Genomic DNA, 16,408 nt, shown 5'->3' with positions numbered 1-16,408 from the left:
ATTTAATTGAGGTATTTTTTATTTATACCAATTGTTGTTTCACCAGATTCTATTAATAGAAATTGCTTCTCGCGTAATATGCTATAAATATTCTCTCTTATATTAAATTCATCATGAACTTCGATAACAATCACTTTTGTGATATTTAAAAATGATAAATCCGAAGCACTGTCGAAGATAAATCTTTCAGCACCTTCAATATCTATTTTTAATAAGGTTATTTCTTTTAAGTCATTTTCCTTTATTATTTCATTGAGTGTAATTCCTTGTATCTCGCCAGAATCGCTTTTCTTTGTAGTAATCGACCAATCTTTTCCATCTCTAAATTCGTTTTCAAGAGTAAAACAAACATTTTCAGAGCCAGACAGAGCTTTATCCATTAAGAATAATCTGCTATCTGAATTTAAAGATATTGTGTTTTTTTTCAAAATTTCAAAATTATCTTTAGACGGTTCAATACAAAATATTTGATTAAAAGATATTAGTTGATTTAAATAAATCGTTGCTAATCCGATATTTGCTCCTGCATCAATCAAAACACTTTCTTTTGAATTGAGTTGTACATTAAGTTTTAACATTGAAGAAACTGTTTTATATTCTTCTAAAACAAACATTTGATTAAAAACAGCGTAATCACTATGATTAAAATCTCTAAGATAAATTTGTTTATCATTACATAAGTTTAGCAAGAATAAAGAATTTATTCTTTTAAAATCCTTTATTAAATTGTTTGATTTCAACTTATTAATAAAGTTTTCTTCCTCTGAAAATTTTAAAGGGAATAAAATACGGTAAATTTTTCGTAGTTTTTTTAATTTCATAAACATTATACTTTTACTTTTGCGCAACAATAACGTAATTGATTGTATTCACTGTATTATAATCAACTTGGTCTAAATAGCTAAAAAATCTATTTATTAAATTTATTCCTTTACAAAATTTTAAAATTTTAAAGAAAAATCTAACCCCCTTTTTTCTTTCAGGATGATCATTGGTAATACCCATAAGAATATATTGCCCAACAACCGACCACATGCCGCCATTTTCTTTTAAATCTATAACCTTAAAACCCGAATTTTCCAAGATTAATTTGAAACCATGTTTTGAAAACCTAAAGAAATCGTATGGCTCTTCATGCAGTTGCCAATTAAACGGTCCAGATAAAATAAAATATCCGCCAGGTTTTAGAATTCTAAAAGCTTCGTCAACTAAACCTTGGTGATTTCCAACATGTTCAATCGTTTGTGTAGAAATAACAGTGTCAAATGAAGCCCCTTCTAATGGTATAGCATCCGCCGAAGATATAATGTCAACTTTGTTTAAACTGGATTGAACAATATCACAGCCGACATATTTATTTACCACTGCTAAAATTTTTTGCTCATATGGCTTGTTTCCACATCCAATATCTAGAAGATTACCCTTTGCATACTTATTAATCGCATCAAATAAATCCCGATGATATGATTTATAATGTAGATAGTATTGATTATCTCTATCAATATCAATAGAACTTAATCTTCCAACATTGACCCTCCTTAAGCTTGTATCCATTTCCCTTTTTGTATAAATTGACAAACATTTTTTTGCCATCCCCATTCTGGTTCTTTGAAACCAATCATTTCAATTTCAAAAAAACAGCAATCAAATTCTTGAAACTTCTGTTTCGTTTGGCTTTCTGCTAAATGCACCTTGATACTATAATTGCCTTTGTAAAGCAGTAATTCATCATATACGAAGGAAATGTAATTTTTACCTTTCTTTCTGCAAATTTCATTTTCCAAATCAAATCTATATTCAAACAATACTGGAACTTGAAAATTATTTAATATCTGAAAAGAAAGTGCCATATTAGGCATGTCTTCATGAGGCATATTAACTTCAAAATTAACTCTAAACTTCCTTCTGTTACCTTGCAAAGTTCCACCTTCAGATGTAATAACTTCTACTTTAGTAACTGATGGGATATTAACTAGAGGTTCCTGTAAAAAAATTTCTTGATTTTTTTCAATTGAGGTATATAAAGAAATAGCTTTATTCGTTTCTTCAATAGCGAATATTTTTCCTTTATCTAAGACCACCGTTCTTGATGCTAATGTACTGATAGCGCTTAAATCATGACTAACAAATAAAACTGTCCTGCCCTCGCCCTTAGAAATATCCTGCATTTTCCCGATTGCCTTTTTTTGAAACTCAGCATCTCCTACAGCTAAAACCTCATCGACTACTAAAATTTCAGGTTCTAAAAAAGCTGCAACTGCAAATGCTAAACGCACTGTCATTCCAGAGCTATATCTTTTTACAGGAGTATCGATATAACGCTCGCAACCTGAGAACTCTATAATTTCATCAAGTTTTGAGGTAATTTCTTTTTTAGTCATTCCTAAAATAGCTCCATTTAGAAATATATTCTCTCTGCCTGTCATTTCACCATTAAACCCCGTACCAACTTCTAATAATGAAGCGATACGCCCTCTGGATTTTATGCTACCCGTTGTCGGAGCTGTTACTTTTGAAAGTATTTTTAAAAGTGTGGATTTTCCTGCTCCATTCTTTCCAATGATTCCTAACACTTCTCCTCTTTCAACCTCAAAATTAATATCTTGCAAAGCCCATACATAATCTGAAGTCGCTTTTTTAGAACGATCATTGGTGTCTCCAATTTTTAAATATGGATTTTCTTTTCCTCGAATTTTATGCCACCATCGGTTTAAATCATGACTCAAAGTTCCAGTTCCAACTTGACCTAAGCGGTACTGCTTAGAAATATTTTCGGCTTTTAATATGATATCTTTCATTTATACAGTATCTATAAAGCTTTTTTCTGTTCTATTAAAAACTAATAGGCCGATAAAGAAAACTACAATTGTAACTGCCATTGTATATACCAGTCCTAAAATTGATATACTTCCAATATTTAAAAGCATATAGCGAGAAGTCTCAATCACATAAGCTAATGGATTGTATTCTACAATCCAGCCAAATTTTGGAAGTTTTTCTTTTATTAATTCCATCGGATACATTACAGCAGATATATACATTAATAGTTGTACACCAAAACCAACTAAATTATTTAAATCTCTATATTTTGTTACCATTGAAGAAATCATCATACCTAAACCCAATCCCAAAATACCCATAAATGAAATTAAAATTGGAAAAAAAAGTATTGATCCATTGAGACTTAAATCTGCCCCTTGAAAATAATAGAAAAGATAAAAGAAAATAAATATTCCGAACTGAATACCAAATTTGATCAGATTAGAAATAACAATAGATAATGGAGTGATGATTCTCGGAAAATACACTTTTCCGAATATACTTGCATTCGATTTAAAAGTATCTGATGTCCCATTTAAACAAGCAGTAAAATAATTCCAAACCATTATCCCTGCCAGATTAAATAAGAATGGCGGAATAGATCCTGTCTTGATCCCCGCAACGTTATTAAAAATAATTGTAAAGGTGATAGAAGTAAATAAGGGCTGTATTAAATACCATAGAGGCCCTAAAACAGTTTGCTTATAAACTGTAATGATATCTCTCTTAACAAAAAGCATTAATAAATCTCTATACTGCCAAATTTCTTTAAGATTAAGCGAGAAAAATTTATTCTTGGGTGTTATCTCAAACAACCAATCATTTGTATTTTTAGAATCCATTTAAAAAAGCACTTAAAAATCTTGTCGTAAAAAAATTAACAAGATTTTTAACATTTTAGATTTGGGTTAAAAATGTCAAAAGGCGTTTTGAAAAAACACCTCTTGATTATATTTGATTTTATATTTTTTTAATTTTATTTGTCTAAAACTTCAAAAGTAGAATTCATACTCTTAAATTCTGGAACGATTTTTTTCATTTTAGCTACGATATCATCATTTTCATAAAAATCGGCTATCCCAATTAATTCATCAACTTCATTATGAAGATTTTCATACTCATCTTGAATTTCTTGTGCAATCATAATTTTATTATGATAAGTTGGAAGAGTTTTAGAAGTATCATTTAATAATTCTTCATAAAGTTTTTCTCCAGGTCTTAAACCAACAATTTTTATTTTTATTTCTTTATCTGGTATAAAACCAGCAAGCTTAATCATTTTTCGTGCTAAATCAATAATTCTAACTGGTTTACCCATATCAAAAATATAGATTTCACCACCATTACCCATCGCTCCTGCTTCTAATACCAACTGACAAGCTTCTGGAATCGTCATAAAATAGCGAATAATATCCTGATGTGTAATTGTTACTGGTCCGCCTTCAGCAATTTGTTTAGTAAATAGAGGAACAACAGATCCATTCGAACCTAAAACATTTCCGAAACGGGTCGTAATAAACTTCGTGCCTCCTTCTACATTTTCTCTTTGATTTTTTAAGAACAAAGACTGCACATATTTTTCTGCAATACGCTTACTAGCTCCCATTACATTACTCGGATTCACAGCCTTATCTGTAGAAACCATAACAAATTTCTTTACATGATATTTGCAAGCTAAATCTGCAAGGTTTTTAGTTCCTTTAATATTGGTTTGAATTGCCTGAGAGGGATTTTCTTCCATCAAAGGCACATGTTTATAAGCTGCTGCATGAAAAACAACGTGTGGATTGTAATTTTTAAAAACCTTTTCCAGCGCTTTTTTGCTTCTTACATCTGCAATTACAGCTACAATTTTAGTATCGACATTCATTCCTTGCGTCTCTAGACATAAATTATGCAAAGGCGTTTCAGCATGATCCACAACAATGACTCTTTTTGGACCAAAATTTAAAACCTGTCTTACTATTTCGCTTCCAATTGACCCAGCGGCTCCACTAATAAGGATTGTTTTATCTTTTAGCTGTTTGGATATTGATTTACTATCTAGCACTATTGGCTTTCTTTCTAGTAAATCCTCAATCTGAATATTTTTTACTTTTTGAGAAATTTCCTTTTGATTTTCCCAGTCAGAAATCAATGGAACAGTATATACTCTATAATTAAATTCTAAGCATTGATCAACAATAATAAGCTGTTCATCTTTACTTAAACTTTTGTCAGCAATAATTACTCCCTCAGCTGCAACAGACCTCATTAATGCCGGAAGTTTTTTTCTCAAAATTAAAATAGGAAGATCTAGCATACGCTTAGATGCATTCTGATTGTTTTTATCAACAAAACCTACAATTTTAAATCTAGAAGGAGTCTCAAACTTTAAAGCATTTGCTACTGAAATTGCATTTGCATCCGTACCATAAATAACGGTTCTTACAAGCTTAGTAGTCGCCTTTTCTGAAAAATACATTTCAAATGTTTGCTTTACAATAACGCGATACAAGAATAAACCGCAAAATGATAAAACTAAATTGATAAAAAGAGCTGTATTTAAAAAAGCTTTATGTCCTGTATACAGTTCAAATATTAAATTTATGAACAGAAAAAAAACCAAAACCGACATTTGGGAGAAAAGCAGTTTTATAGCATCAATATATGATGAGTGCCTAATGATTCCTGAATATGTCCTAAAAAGCCAAAAGAAAAATATATTGACTGTTATTAAGCTCGCTACAAAATAAAAATCATGGGATGTTATGATATACCCGATAGCCGTTCCGTCAAAAAGCAAATAAGTAAAAGAAAAAGAAAAAAACAGAACCATTACATCAATAGCAATGATAATCCATCTTGGGAGATAACTCAAATTATTAATATTTGCCCGAAGGTTTCTTGGGGAAAAAGTTTTATATAATAAAGAGCTTATATTATTTGGTTTTTCTGTATTCAATTTAGCATTTTTTAAGTCAGTAAAATTTGAACTTTATACAAAAGTACAAATTAAAGATTTTAAATAATTAGTTAGTATCGCAAATTAAATTTTAACACCTTTTTTCTTTTGCTTTAAAAATTCCAAGAGATAAGTTCCATAACCTGATTTAAGTAATGGCTGAGCTAATATTTCAAGTCTAGCATCATCGATAAAGCCTTGTCGCCAGGCAATTTCTTCAATACAACCTACTTTTAACCCCTGTCTTTCTTCTAAAACCTGCACAAATTGCCCTGCCTGCATTAAACTATTAAAAGTTCCTGTGTCCAACCAAGCTGTCCCCCTACTTAAAATGCCTACTTTTAATTTTCCTTTTTCAAGATAAACTTTATTAACATCCGTAATTTCATATTCTCCACGTGCACTGGGCTTAATGTTCTTAGCTATTTCAACTACAGAATTATCGTAAAAATATAAACCAGGAACCGCATAATTTGATTTTGGCTCTAAAGGTTTTTCTTCTATAGAAATTGCATTTTTATTTTCATCAAACTCAACTACACCATATCTCTCAGGATCTGAAACATGATAAGCAAAAACAACACCACCATCAGGGTCAGAGTTATCTTTCAAAAGTTGTGGCATATTTGTTCCAAAGAAAATATTATCTCCAAGCACTAAAGCTACCTTATCTTTACCTATAAATTCCTCACCTATTACAAATGCTTGAGCTAATCCATTTGGATTTGGCTGCTCTGCATAACTAAACTTGCATCCAATTGTACTACCATCTCCCAAAAGCTTCTTAAAGTGAGGTAAATCATGCGGAGTAGATATAATTAAAATCTCGTTGATTCCAGCCATCATCAAAGTTGATAATGGATAGTAAATCATCGGTTTATCGTAAACTGGCATTAATTGCTTACTTACTGCTAAGGTCAGCGGATGCAATCTTGTACCAGAACCTCCTGCTAATATAATTCCTTTCATAATAATAATTTTAGACTTCTAATTTCAAAAAACCCGATCTTAAATCTTTAAATAAACATTTTTTTTAAGCTTTTCTTATAATTCGGGATATCTAATTTATAGACTGCACTTATTTTTTTCTTGTTCAATAATGAAAAACTGGGACGTTTTGCTGGAGTTGGATAATTAGACGAAGAAATTCCCTTTACTTTGCAATTATAATTTCCAAGTTCTTTAATGCTTAATGCAAATTCATACCAGCTAATTTCACCTTCATTCGAATAATTATAAATTCCTGGGATCCATTTTGAAGATTCAATAATATCAATCATTGCCTGAGCTAAATCAGCAGCATAAGTTGGAGAGCCAATCTGGTCATTTACAACATTAATTTCGTCCTTTTCCTGCATTAATCGCTGCATTGTTTTTACAAAATTATTTCCAAACTTACTGTAAACCCATGAAGTTCTAATAATAATTGATTCCGGATTTTCTTTCATACAAGTAATTTCTCCTGCTAGCTTGCTTTCACCATAAATATTTACTGGATTTGTTTCCGCCTTTTCATCTAAAGCAACCGCTGAAGTTCCATCAAACACATAATCTGTAGAAATATGAATTAATTTAGTATTATTTTCGTTTGAGTATTTTGCTATTATACCTACTGCTAAATGATTTATTCTAAAAGCTAAATCTTTTTCAGATTCTGCTTTATCTACAGCTGTATAAGCCCCACAATTTAGTATTATTTCAGGTTGAATTATATCTAATTGTAATTGAAGCAATTTTAAATTATCAAATGTAACTTGAGTACGATCAGCAAATATCCATTCATATTTCGGATAAGAAGAAGACAAAACCCTAAGTTCTGATCCCAATTGCCCCGTTGAACCTGTTACTAAAATTTTTTTCATTAAAATAAACTATTACAATTATCAATAAAAGGTAAGGTTTGATCTTTTTCTGAAACTATTGCTTCATTTAAACTAATGCCCCAGTCAATATTCAAAAAAGGATCATTATAATTAATTCCACCTTCAGAAGCTTTATTATAAAATTGATCACATTTATAAAGTACTGTAGCCACTTCACTGATAACTGAAAAACCATGAGCAAATCCCTGAGGAACCAGCAATTGCTTTTTATTTTCTGCTGACAACAAAATACTGAATGATTTTCCGTATGTTCTCGAATCTTTTCTTAAATCAACAGCAACATCAATAATTTCCCCCTCTAACACACGAATTAATTTTGTCTGAGCGAAAGGTGGATTTTGGTAATGTAACCCTCTTAAAGTCCCTTTTTTAGAAAAAGATTGATTGTCTTGCACAAAATTGATATTAATCCCTAGATCATCAAATTTTATCTTGCTATATGACTCAAAAAAATAGCCCCTCTCGTCTTCAAAAACAGTTGGCTTTATTACCAATAAATCTTTGATGGATAACTCTTCAATTTTCATATAAAATTCTAATTGTTTTTTGCAAAAAAAGAATCCAAAACATTTTTAATTCTTTCCTTTTCTTCTATTGTTGTATTAGATCCTGAAGGCAAACACAAACCATTTTCAAATAAAGTTTCAGCAATTTTATCACCATAATAAGGATACTTTTCGAAAATAGGCTGTAAATGCATAGGTTTCCATAATGGCCTGCTTTCTATATTTTCAGCTTCAAATGCTAAGCGCAAATCTTCCCTTGTTTTACCTTTAGTCTTTACCGGATCTATTATAATCGCTGACAACCAATGATTTGAAAAATAATCACTGCTTGGCTCTGTCAAAATAGTTACACCATCAATACATTCAAAATAATTATTGTAAAATTCGTGCATTTTTCTTCTCAACTGTACATGATCATCCAAGACTTCCATCTGCCCTCTTCCAATTCCTGCACATATATTACTCATTCTATAATTATATCCTACATGGCTGTGCTGATAGTGCGGTGCATTATCTCTAGCTTGTGTAGAAAGGAATACTGCTTTATCTTTTGCTTCTTTATTTTTTGTTACAATTGCACCTCCTCCAGAAGTTGTTATTATTTTATTTCCATTAAAAGAAAGCACGCCTATTTCTCCAAATGTTCCACACCTCTGATTTTTGTAGCTACTTCCTAAAGCTTCAGCACTATCTTCAAGGACTGGAATCTCATATTTATGAGCGATTTTATTAATCTCCATAATATTATATGGCATCCCATAAAGATGAACCCCGATTATCGCTTTAGGCTTTTTACCTTTTGCAATTCTCTCAGTTATTGCTTCTTCTAATGCAATTGGACACATATTCCATGTTTCAATCTCACTATCGATAAAAATAGGAATTGCTCCTAAATACATTATTGGATTTGCAGATGCTGAAAAAGTCATGCTCTGACAAATAACTTCATCACCAGCTTGAACTCCTAGCAAAATTAATCCCAAATGAATAGCTGCAGTTCCTGAACTAAGTGCTCCTACTTGAACCTCTCCATATAAATATTTTTCTAAATCTCTTTCAAAACCATTAACATTTGGCCCTAATGGCGCCACCCAATTTGTATCAAAAGCTTCCTGTACATACTTTTGCTCTGTTCCTCCCATATGTGGCGAGGATAACCATATTTTTGAATTACTCATTTCTAGTATTATATTTTATAATTTTTCCCGGATTACCCACAACTGTTGCAAAATCAGGAACATCTCTTATTATAACTGCTCCCGCACCAATCGTTGTCCATTTTCCAATTTTTATTCCTTGCATAATGCACGCACCAATACCAATATGAGCACCTTCCCCAACATTCACATTTCCTGCTAGAGAAGCATTTGGTGAAATATGGCAATAATCATCAATTTTACAATCATGATCTATCACTGCTCCAGTATTAATAATACAATGTTTTCCTATTTGAACATCAGTATTAATAATCCCTCCAGCCATAATAACTGATCCTTGACCAATTTTAGAATTTTCCGAAATGATTGCTGTATTATGTACTGCTGTAAAAAATAATGCATTAATTTTACTTGCGATCTTTTTTCGAATATTATTATTTCCTATTGAAATAATAATTTCATCATTTAACGAAATATTCATTCTTGATGCTTGTAAAACTGGAATACCATTTAAATAATCTTGCAAAGGCTTATCATCAAATATAGCGGAAATCTCTATTTGATCTCTTTTTAATATATCTATTATCACTTTACAATGACCACTCGCACCGTATAAATATCTACTTATTTCCATTAAAACGTTCAATAGTTACATTGTTTACTGCACTAATCCCTTCTCTTTTTAACACTTTATTGATAGTCATCCAAACTATTTTCACATCTAAAATAAATGAGATTCTATCTACATAATATACATCCAGATTAAATTTGTCTTCCCAACTAATAGTATTTCTTCCATTTATTTGTGCCCATCCTGTAATACCTGGCCTCACATAATGACGCTTTTTTTGAAATTCATTATACAATGGTAAGTACTCTGGCAGTAATGGTCTAGGCCCGATCAGGCTCATATCTCCCTTTAAAACATTTATTAATTGCGGAAGTTCATCCAGAGATGTTTTTCTCACAAATAACCCTATTTTAGTTAATCGATCAGCATCAGGCAATAAATTCCCATGAATGTCCTTTTTTTCATTCATAGTTCTAAATTTTAAAATTTTAAAAATTTTTTCATCTTTACCTGGTCGTTTTTGAATAAAAAATGGCTTACCTTGATTAGCAAAAACTAAAAAAATAATTAATATAAGTAAAACTGGTAAAAAAAATAGTAATATAATGAATGACAAAGAGATATCAATAATACGTTTAAAAAAACATCTATACATTTATTTTTATTGCTATTAAGTTATATGTTTTATCTACAGTAAATTCGTTTTGAAGCAAGTTCCATGCATTTTCTTGCATAACAGTTCGTCCAATTTCATTCAGCATCTTTTCTATAGCTTCATTCATATCTAATATTTCTCCTGAAATAACGGAAAATCCACATTTATTACTTTCTATTATTTCACCAATATCCGTATTTTGATCTGTCGCAGCTATTATTGGTTTTTTCATCTCCAAATAAGACAATATTCTTGAAGGAAAATTAGGTATTGTAAAATCTCTATGAAGAAAAATCATACCTACATCGCAAGCGTTTAACAATAAATCATAATCAGCTTTAGGCAAGCCATTCAATAATAAAGCATTTATAGGTTTTTTTAACTTAAACCATTCTTTGACTTTTTTATATTCAGTTCCAGAACCTACTATTAAAAAAAAGACTTGCTCATTTAAATTTGACTGGATTGTTTCTAATAAAAAATCAATTCCTTGTGGCTTTCCTAAATTGCCACCATAGACAAATATTTTTTTATCGAGAGGTAAATTATATTTCTCTCTGATAACATTTTTCTCAAAACTGCTTTGAACTAAAATAATTGGTTCAATTGTGTTTGGATTTATCTCCACCTTTTCAGGATCAATTTCAGGATTATGCTTTAAAACGTAATTCATATTAGCCTCAGACATACATCCAATCATATCAGATAAAGCATAAAGCCTTTTTTCTTTCTTTAAAAAAAAGTTATGCATAATTCCATTTTCCTTAAGCAATCCCATATCAATCGCATTTTGCGGAAAAATATCTTTAAGTAAAAGATAGGAATAAGCTTTATCTCTCTTTTTTATATAATCTATAACTTTTGAAAAAGTAATTGGTGGTGTAGAGTAAATAATCACATCAAACTTTATATCTCTTAAATGTTTTTTAATCGCAGAAAGAAATTGATATTCTATGGCTAAAATACCAATTCCTTTTTCGATCACATTAGTTTGTTGAAGATTAAAAGTCTGTACATTTAAAATTGTTCCTTCCTTTTCTTTCCTGAGGTGTGTTTTCTTTTTTTCTTTTCTTTCGATTGGGCAAACAGCAAAGACTTCATGCCTTTCATTATAAAATTTACGAAGAAGGTCATTATAAATTCCTCTATCATTAAAAGAATTTATTTTAACCATTGTCAAAAAAAGTACTTTCATTCTTAATTTAGTTCTCTCCAAACCACACGTTTCACATAATCCGTATAACTTAAAATAATACGAACCATTTTCTCAGAAACATTCGGTATTGAATAATCTGCAACTGGTCTAAAATTTCTTTCCTTCCCTATTTTTTGGTATTGAAGCTGCACTAATCCTTGTAAAATTCTTTCAGGATTTAAACCTACCATCATTACTGAAGTCTCTTCCATTGCCTCAGGTCTTTCATGTGCATCTCTAATATTAAGAGCTCTAAAATTTAATACCGAAGATTCTTCTGAAATTGTTCCTGAATCTGATAATACCGCAAAGGATTTCATTTGCAGAGCATTATAATCATTAAAACCAAGAGGTTTTAAAAATTGCACATTCTTATTCATTTGAATGTTTTTCTTCTCAATCATATTACGTGTACGAGGATGTGTACTAACAATGATTGGGAAATTATACTTTTCAGCAATAAGATTTAAGCTATCCATTAAACCTTTAAAGTTTGCTTCGCTATTAATATTTTCCTCTCTATGCGATGATACAACAAAAAATTTCCCTTCTTTTAATCCTAATCTTTGTAATACATCAGAAGATTCAATAGATGGTAAGTAATGGTTTAAAACTTCAAACATTGGAGAGCCCGTTTTAATGATTCTATCTGCAGGCAGACCTTCTCTTAACAAATATTCTCTTGCAATATCACTATAAGTTAGGTTAACATCAGAAGTATGATCTACAATTTTTCTATTTGTTTCTTCGGGAACACGTTGATCAAAACAACGATTTCCTGCCTCCATATGGAAAATCGGAATGTGTCTTTTTTTTGCTGGTATTGCACACAAACAACTATTTGTATCTCCTAAGACTAAAAAAGCATCTGGTTTTTCTGATTCTAATAAAGGATCTATTTTAATTAAAATTTGACCTACCGTTTCTGTTGCTGTTGTTCCAGCAGCATTTAAGAAAAAATCAGGCTTACGAATTCCTAAATCATCAAAGAAAATTTGATTTAACTCATAATCATAATTTTGTCCAGTATGTACAATTACATGTTCAATTGCTTCTGAATTATCTAGCGCTTCCATAACTCTTGAGAGACGAATAATTTCTGGCCTCGTCCCAACGACAGTCATTACTTTTAATTGTGATTTCATTATATATAAAGAAATTGATTATTTTTAAACGTTTTCAAAATAGGTATCGGGATCATTTGGGTCATAAAATTCATTTATCCAAAAATTAGTATACAATACTTCCTCGCCGATATTTTTTATATTATGGGTATACCAAATTGGCATATCGACATATGCTGGCTCATTTCCGTCAAGAATAAAATCCAGAACCTCATCAGTACCGATACGACGAAGTTGAATTAAAGCTTTTCCTTTAATAACTGCAAAACGCTCAATTTTTCTTGTATGATAGTGATTTCCCCTTGTTATACCTGGAACAGTAGTCGAAAAAGAAACTTGCCCTCCAACTCCTAATCGAATTATTTCTACAAAAGAACCACGTGGGTCAGTATGTTCGATAAATTTTACAGGAAAATAATTTTTTATATCCATGTAACAACGAAATGTATTAAACAAATTCAGTTCAAAAGTGTTACTTATGTGTGGTATTATGCCTTTATCTTGATATTCTGTTTTGTAAATTTCTAACAAACGTAAAATTTGTGAAACTTTAGATTCTGAAGTATGTGGTATCAAAACTTCAGATTTTCCTTTTTTACTTCTAATTTCTGACAGAATACAATCTATTAATTCTCCTACATAAATTAATTTTAAATCGCCATCAACATCAATTGTAGGTATTTCATTATGTGCTAACTTATGACAAAAAGTAGCAATTACAGAATTATAATTTGGATGACCAAAAGGACCAAATACATTAGGTATTATCATTCCTGTAAATTTCCCTCCTGAATTATTTGACCAATCGATCATTAATTCTCTACCAGTTCTTTTTGATTTCCCGTACAAATTATCTCTTTCTTCTTGAGTCGAAGAAGAAAAAAGCACATGTGCTTTACTATTAGTTATCCTAAGAGAATTTATCAATTTTTGAACTAAACCCACATTTACATCATAAATAACCTGAGGATCATTATGACGATTCATTGCTGCTAAATGTACAATTACATCACATTGTGATACAAAATCATTTAACGCTTCTTCATTTTCAAAGTATTCTTTTCGAAAATCAATTCTCTCAAATTCGTCTGTAAATAAGCTGATCGTATTATATAAATGTTTTCCAACAAAACCTGCTTGACCTGTAATACCTACTCTTAACATTAGCTCATTTAAATTTTAAAATATTCAATATTGTATCTATATTCATCCTTAGTCTTTCCTAATAAATAATCAGCCATAACTAGTAATTTAGAATTTAATTCTAAAGACTGAATACTACTTACATATCCCTTAGGCACATGTAATATATTCAATTTTTCAGAATCAATAAAATACGTGTAAGCTTCTGAATTAACTGATGGTTTTTCCCAATCATCAATTTTAATCAATTGAATTTTAAACTTTCCGCTAACGGCAGAAAACCACCTTTGTTCTATTTGATGACCTTGCCAGCCACGCTTAAATTCAAGATCAGCATTTTCTATAACATAAATTCTTTTAATTGCTGAAGCGTCAAAATCATTATTATATAATAAAATTCCTCGTTGATCAGAATGACAATTTCCTGTAATTAATTTCGGATCCATAAATTAATTAGCCTGGCATTTGAGCTACATCTTCCCCAAAAACTTCTTTTCGAATAAGCGGAAGTGTTGACAAAAGCTTTTTCATTCCTTCTATTCCTTGTTGCTCTGTATTGTGAGAATGATAATCTTCAATTAATGAAATATCTTCCTCTCCTTCTGAAAAATATTGCGCATAATTCAAATCACGGTTATCCGCTGGAATACGATAAAATTCTCCCATATCCTCTGCTTTCACCATCTCTTCTCTAGTGCATAATGTTTCATATAATTTCTCGCCGTGACGAGTTCCTATAATTTTAATTTCATTATTTGCATTACACATTTCTTTTAAGGCTTGTGCTAAATCTCCAATAGTTCCTGCTGGGGCTTTGTTTACAAACAAGTCACCAGGATTACCGTTCTCAAACGCAAATAAAACTAATTCGACAGCTTCATCCAATGACATTAAGAATCTTGTCATATTAGGATCTGTTATGGTGATTGGATTGTTTTCCTTAATTTGCTTTAAAAACAAAGGAATAACAGAGCCTCTAGATGCCATAACGTTACCATATCTTGTAAGACAAACTGTTGTATCTGTTAAATTTCTAGAAGCGGCTACAGCTACCTTTTCCATTAAAGCTTTTGATATTCCCATTGCATTTATTGGATATGCTGCTTTATCTGTACTCAAACAAATAACTTTTTTTACCTTATTAACACTTGCGGCATCAATAACATTTTGCGTTCCAAAAACATTAGTCTTTGTCGCTTCTAAAGGAAAAAACTCACATGATGGAACTTGTTTTAATGCTGCTGCATGAAATACATAATCAACACCTCTCATTGCACGTTCAACACTATTATAATCTCTTACGTCGCCTATGTAAAACTTAAGTTTGTCATTTTTTAACTGATTACGCATATCATCTTGTTTTTTCTCATCACGAGAAAAAATCCTGATTTCTTTAAAATGATCCGTATGTAAAAAACGATTTAAAACGGCATGTCCAAAAGAACCAGTTCCTCCAGTTATTAGAAGAATTTTATTTTGTATTTTCATTTCAATATAATTAATTATAAAACTTCGAAACAATTTTAAAGTAAACATAAGGACCTAAATAAACTGCCTTTGAAAGTAACTCTCTTGTTTTTTCTTTAAGATCAAAAAAACTCACAAAATCAAAACCAATCTTACATAATAAATAACCTGCAACAATGAAATTATAATTAACTGATTTGTTTTCTAATCTCATTTTTTTTATAAAAATCCAACTATCTGCTCTTGCTTTTAATTGCAAATAAGCTTGAAATGCGGCATTTGCACCCCGCATTCGAACTTTACTTAATGTAACATCAATAAAACCTAAAGGATATTTTTCTGCTAACTTAAACCAAAAATAAGAATCTTCTCCAACTCTTTTTTCTTCAGAGAATCGAAGTGAAGTATCATTTATTAGGATTGATCTCTTTATTACAATACAGGGAGTGGCAATAGGACAAGTTATAAACATTTTAGGTATTATATTTCCTTGCATAGAACCACAATATATTATTTCTGATTTAGAACTATTACTCCAAAAACGTTCATAATTGGAGTGAGACCAATAAACGTCCTGACTCTTCATAAATTCTAGTTGAAGTTCTAATTTATTGGTATTCCATAAATCATCTGCATCTAAAAAAGCAATAAATTCTCCCTTTGCTTCCTTGATAGCTTCATTTCTTGCTTTTCCAGGTCCCGAATTTTGAATAGTAATAATATTAACTAATGGATATTTTATACTAACCAAAGAAATGTCTTCAGGAGATCCATCATTTACAATAATTACTTCAAAATTTTTATAAGTCTGATTGTAAACACTTTCAACAGCATCTAATAGCCAATCAACTTCTTTATAAAATGGAATAATTATGCTCGCACCTATCGAATCTTTCAACATATGTTATTTTAATTACTTAATTAACTTAATTCTATTACAACA

General features: G+C 30.6%; 17 protein-coding genes. All 17 read right to left on the bottom strand.

Features of this window, described 5'->3' with window-relative positions; all coding sequences use genetic code 11:
• Nucleotides 1-2: 2 nt before the first annotated feature.
• The gene (locus AC3E9W_RS11965) at nt 3-821 is read right to left on the bottom strand and encodes an FkbM family methyltransferase (protein ID WP_488768510.1); all 819 of its coding nucleotides are present in this window, start codon (nt 819-821) and stop codon (nt 3-5) included.
• A gap of 13 nt (nt 822-834) precedes the next feature.
• Complete coding sequence (locus AC3E9W_RS11960; protein ID WP_488768509.1) at nt 835-1,554, bottom strand: class I SAM-dependent methyltransferase; 720 nt, start codon at nt 1,552-1,554, stop codon at nt 835-837.
• A complete protein-coding gene (locus AC3E9W_RS11955; protein ID WP_488768508.1) occupies nt 1,539-2,798 on the bottom strand; it encodes an ABC transporter ATP-binding protein in 1,260 nt (419 codons plus the stop codon). The genes AC3E9W_RS11960 and AC3E9W_RS11955 overlap by 16 nt, the downstream gene beginning before the upstream one ends.
• Complete coding sequence (locus AC3E9W_RS11950) at nt 2,799-3,662, bottom strand: ABC transporter permease (RefSeq protein ID WP_488768507.1); 864 nt, start codon at nt 3,660-3,662, stop codon at nt 2,799-2,801.
• A gap of 134 nt (nt 3,663-3,796) precedes the next feature.
• Nucleotides 3,797-5,764: a polysaccharide biosynthesis protein gene (locus AC3E9W_RS11945; RefSeq protein WP_488768506.1), complete on the bottom strand. Its 1,968-nt coding sequence runs from the start codon at nt 5,762-5,764 to the stop codon at nt 3,797-3,799.
• 84 nt (nt 5,765-5,848) lie between these two features.
• On the bottom strand, nt 5,849-6,733 hold the full coding sequence (rfbA, locus tag AC3E9W_RS11940; protein WP_488768505.1) for a glucose-1-phosphate thymidylyltransferase RfbA: 885 nt from the start codon (nt 6,731-6,733) through the stop codon (nt 5,849-5,851).
• Nucleotides 6,734-6,780: 47 nt separating this feature from the next.
• On the bottom strand, nt 6,781-7,626 hold the full coding sequence (gene rfbD / locus AC3E9W_RS11935; RefSeq protein ID WP_488768504.1) for a dTDP-4-dehydrorhamnose reductase: 846 nt from the start codon (nt 7,624-7,626) through the stop codon (nt 6,781-6,783).
• On the bottom strand, nt 7,626-8,174 hold the full coding sequence (gene rfbC, locus AC3E9W_RS11930; protein WP_488768503.1) for a dTDP-4-dehydrorhamnose 3,5-epimerase: 549 nt from the start codon (nt 8,172-8,174) through the stop codon (nt 7,626-7,628). The genes rfbD and rfbC overlap by 1 nt, the downstream gene beginning before the upstream one ends.
• Before the next feature lie 8 nt (nt 8,175-8,182).
• Nucleotides 8,183-9,331 (bottom strand): DegT/DnrJ/EryC1/StrS family aminotransferase, encoded by a 1,149-nt coding sequence (locus AC3E9W_RS11925; RefSeq protein WP_488768502.1) that lies wholly within the window; start codon nt 9,329-9,331, stop codon nt 8,183-8,185.
• Nucleotides 9,324-9,944 (bottom strand): acetyltransferase, encoded by a 621-nt coding sequence (locus tag AC3E9W_RS11920; protein WP_488768501.1) that lies wholly within the window; start codon nt 9,942-9,944, stop codon nt 9,324-9,326. Before AC3E9W_RS11920 ends, AC3E9W_RS11925 begins: the two co-directional genes overlap by 8 nt.
• On the bottom strand, nt 9,931-10,536 hold the full coding sequence (locus AC3E9W_RS11915; protein WP_488768500.1) for a sugar transferase: 606 nt from the start codon (nt 10,534-10,536) through the stop codon (nt 9,931-9,933). The genes AC3E9W_RS11920 and AC3E9W_RS11915 overlap by 14 nt, the downstream gene beginning before the upstream one ends.
• On the bottom strand, nt 10,529-11,731 hold the full coding sequence (locus AC3E9W_RS11910) for a glycosyltransferase family 4 protein (RefSeq protein WP_488768499.1): 1,203 nt from the start codon (nt 11,729-11,731) through the stop codon (nt 10,529-10,531). Before AC3E9W_RS11910 ends, AC3E9W_RS11915 begins: the two co-directional genes overlap by 8 nt.
• A 2-nt stretch (nt 11,732-11,733) precedes the next feature.
• A complete protein-coding gene (gene wecB / locus AC3E9W_RS11905) occupies nt 11,734-12,876 on the bottom strand; it encodes a non-hydrolyzing UDP-N-acetylglucosamine 2-epimerase (RefSeq protein ID WP_488768498.1) in 1,143 nt (380 codons plus the stop codon).
• 24 nt (nt 12,877-12,900) lie between these two features.
• A complete protein-coding gene (locus AC3E9W_RS11900; RefSeq protein ID WP_488768497.1) occupies nt 12,901-14,019 on the bottom strand; it encodes a polysaccharide biosynthesis C-terminal domain-containing protein in 1,119 nt (372 codons plus the stop codon).
• 8 nt (nt 14,020-14,027) lie between these two features.
• Nucleotides 14,028-14,444, bottom strand: coding sequence for a WxcM-like domain-containing protein (locus AC3E9W_RS11895; RefSeq protein WP_488768496.1), 417 nt, complete (start codon nt 14,442-14,444; stop codon nt 14,028-14,030).
• Between the two features lie 7 nt (nt 14,445-14,451).
• Nucleotides 14,452-15,486 carry a polysaccharide biosynthesis protein gene (locus AC3E9W_RS11890; protein ID WP_488768495.1) on the bottom strand — a complete coding sequence of 345 codons (1,035 nt, stop codon included), beginning with the start codon at nt 15,484-15,486 and terminating at the stop codon, nt 14,452-14,454.
• A 10-nt stretch (nt 15,487-15,496) separates the two neighbouring features.
• Nucleotides 15,497-16,366, bottom strand: a complete 870-nt coding sequence (locus AC3E9W_RS11885; RefSeq protein WP_488768494.1) for a glycosyltransferase family 2 protein — start codon at nt 16,364-16,366, stop codon at nt 15,497-15,499.
• Between the last annotated feature and the right edge of the window lie 42 nt (nt 16,367-16,408).

The organism is Flavobacterium sp. 38 (assembly GCF_057799715.1).
The sequence above is the reverse complement of the archived record's forward strand: the minus strand, read 5'-3'. Positions and strand labels throughout refer to the sequence as shown.

Coding starts and splice junctions, on each gene's coding strand:
- AC3E9W_RS11965 (WP_488768510.1), bottom strand. CDS start 821: ATGAAATTAAAAAAACTACGAAAAATTTACCGTATTTTATTCCCTTTA.
- AC3E9W_RS11960 (WP_488768509.1), bottom strand. CDS start 1,554: ATGGATACAAGCTTAAGGAGGGTCAATGTTGGAAGATTAAGTTCTATT.
- AC3E9W_RS11955 (WP_488768508.1), bottom strand. CDS start 2,798: ATGAAAGATATCATATTAAAAGCCGAAAATATTTCTAAGCAGTACCGC.
- AC3E9W_RS11950 (WP_488768507.1), bottom strand. CDS start 3,662: ATGGATTCTAAAAATACAAATGATTGGTTGTTTGAGATAACACCCAAG.
- rfbA (WP_488768505.1), bottom strand. CDS start 6,733: ATGAAAGGAATTATATTAGCAGGAGGTTCTGGTACAAGATTGCATCCG.
- rfbD (WP_488768504.1), bottom strand. CDS start 7,626: ATGAAAAAAATTTTAGTAACAGGTTCAACGGGGCAATTGGGATCAGAA.
- rfbC (WP_488768503.1), bottom strand. CDS start 8,174: ATGAAAATTGAAGAGTTATCCATCAAAGATTTATTGGTAATAAAGCCA.
- AC3E9W_RS11925 (WP_488768502.1), bottom strand. CDS start 9,331: ATGAGTAATTCAAAAATATGGTTATCCTCGCCACATATGGGAGGAACA.
- AC3E9W_RS11920 (WP_488768501.1), bottom strand. CDS start 9,944: ATGGAAATAAGTAGATATTTATACGGTGCGAGTGGTCATTGTAAAGTG.
- AC3E9W_RS11915 (WP_488768500.1), bottom strand. CDS start 10,536: ATGTATAGATGTTTTTTTAAACGTATTATTGATATCTCTTTGTCATTC.
- AC3E9W_RS11910 (WP_488768499.1), bottom strand. CDS start 11,731: ATGAAAGTACTTTTTTTGACAATGGTTAAAATAAATTCTTTTAATGAT.
- wecB (WP_488768498.1), bottom strand. CDS start 12,876: ATGAAATCACAATTAAAAGTAATGACTGTCGTTGGGACGAGGCCAGAA.
- AC3E9W_RS11900 (WP_488768497.1), bottom strand. CDS start 14,019: ATGTTAAGAGTAGGTATTACAGGTCAAGCAGGTTTTGTTGGAAAACAT.
- AC3E9W_RS11895 (WP_488768496.1), bottom strand. CDS start 14,444: ATGGATCCGAAATTAATTACAGGAAATTGTCATTCTGATCAACGAGGA.
- AC3E9W_RS11890 (WP_488768495.1), bottom strand. CDS start 15,486: ATGAAAATACAAAATAAAATTCTTCTAATAACTGGAGGAACTGGTTCT.
- AC3E9W_RS11885 (WP_488768494.1), bottom strand. CDS start 16,366: ATGTTGAAAGATTCGATAGGTGCGAGCATAATTATTCCATTTTATAAA.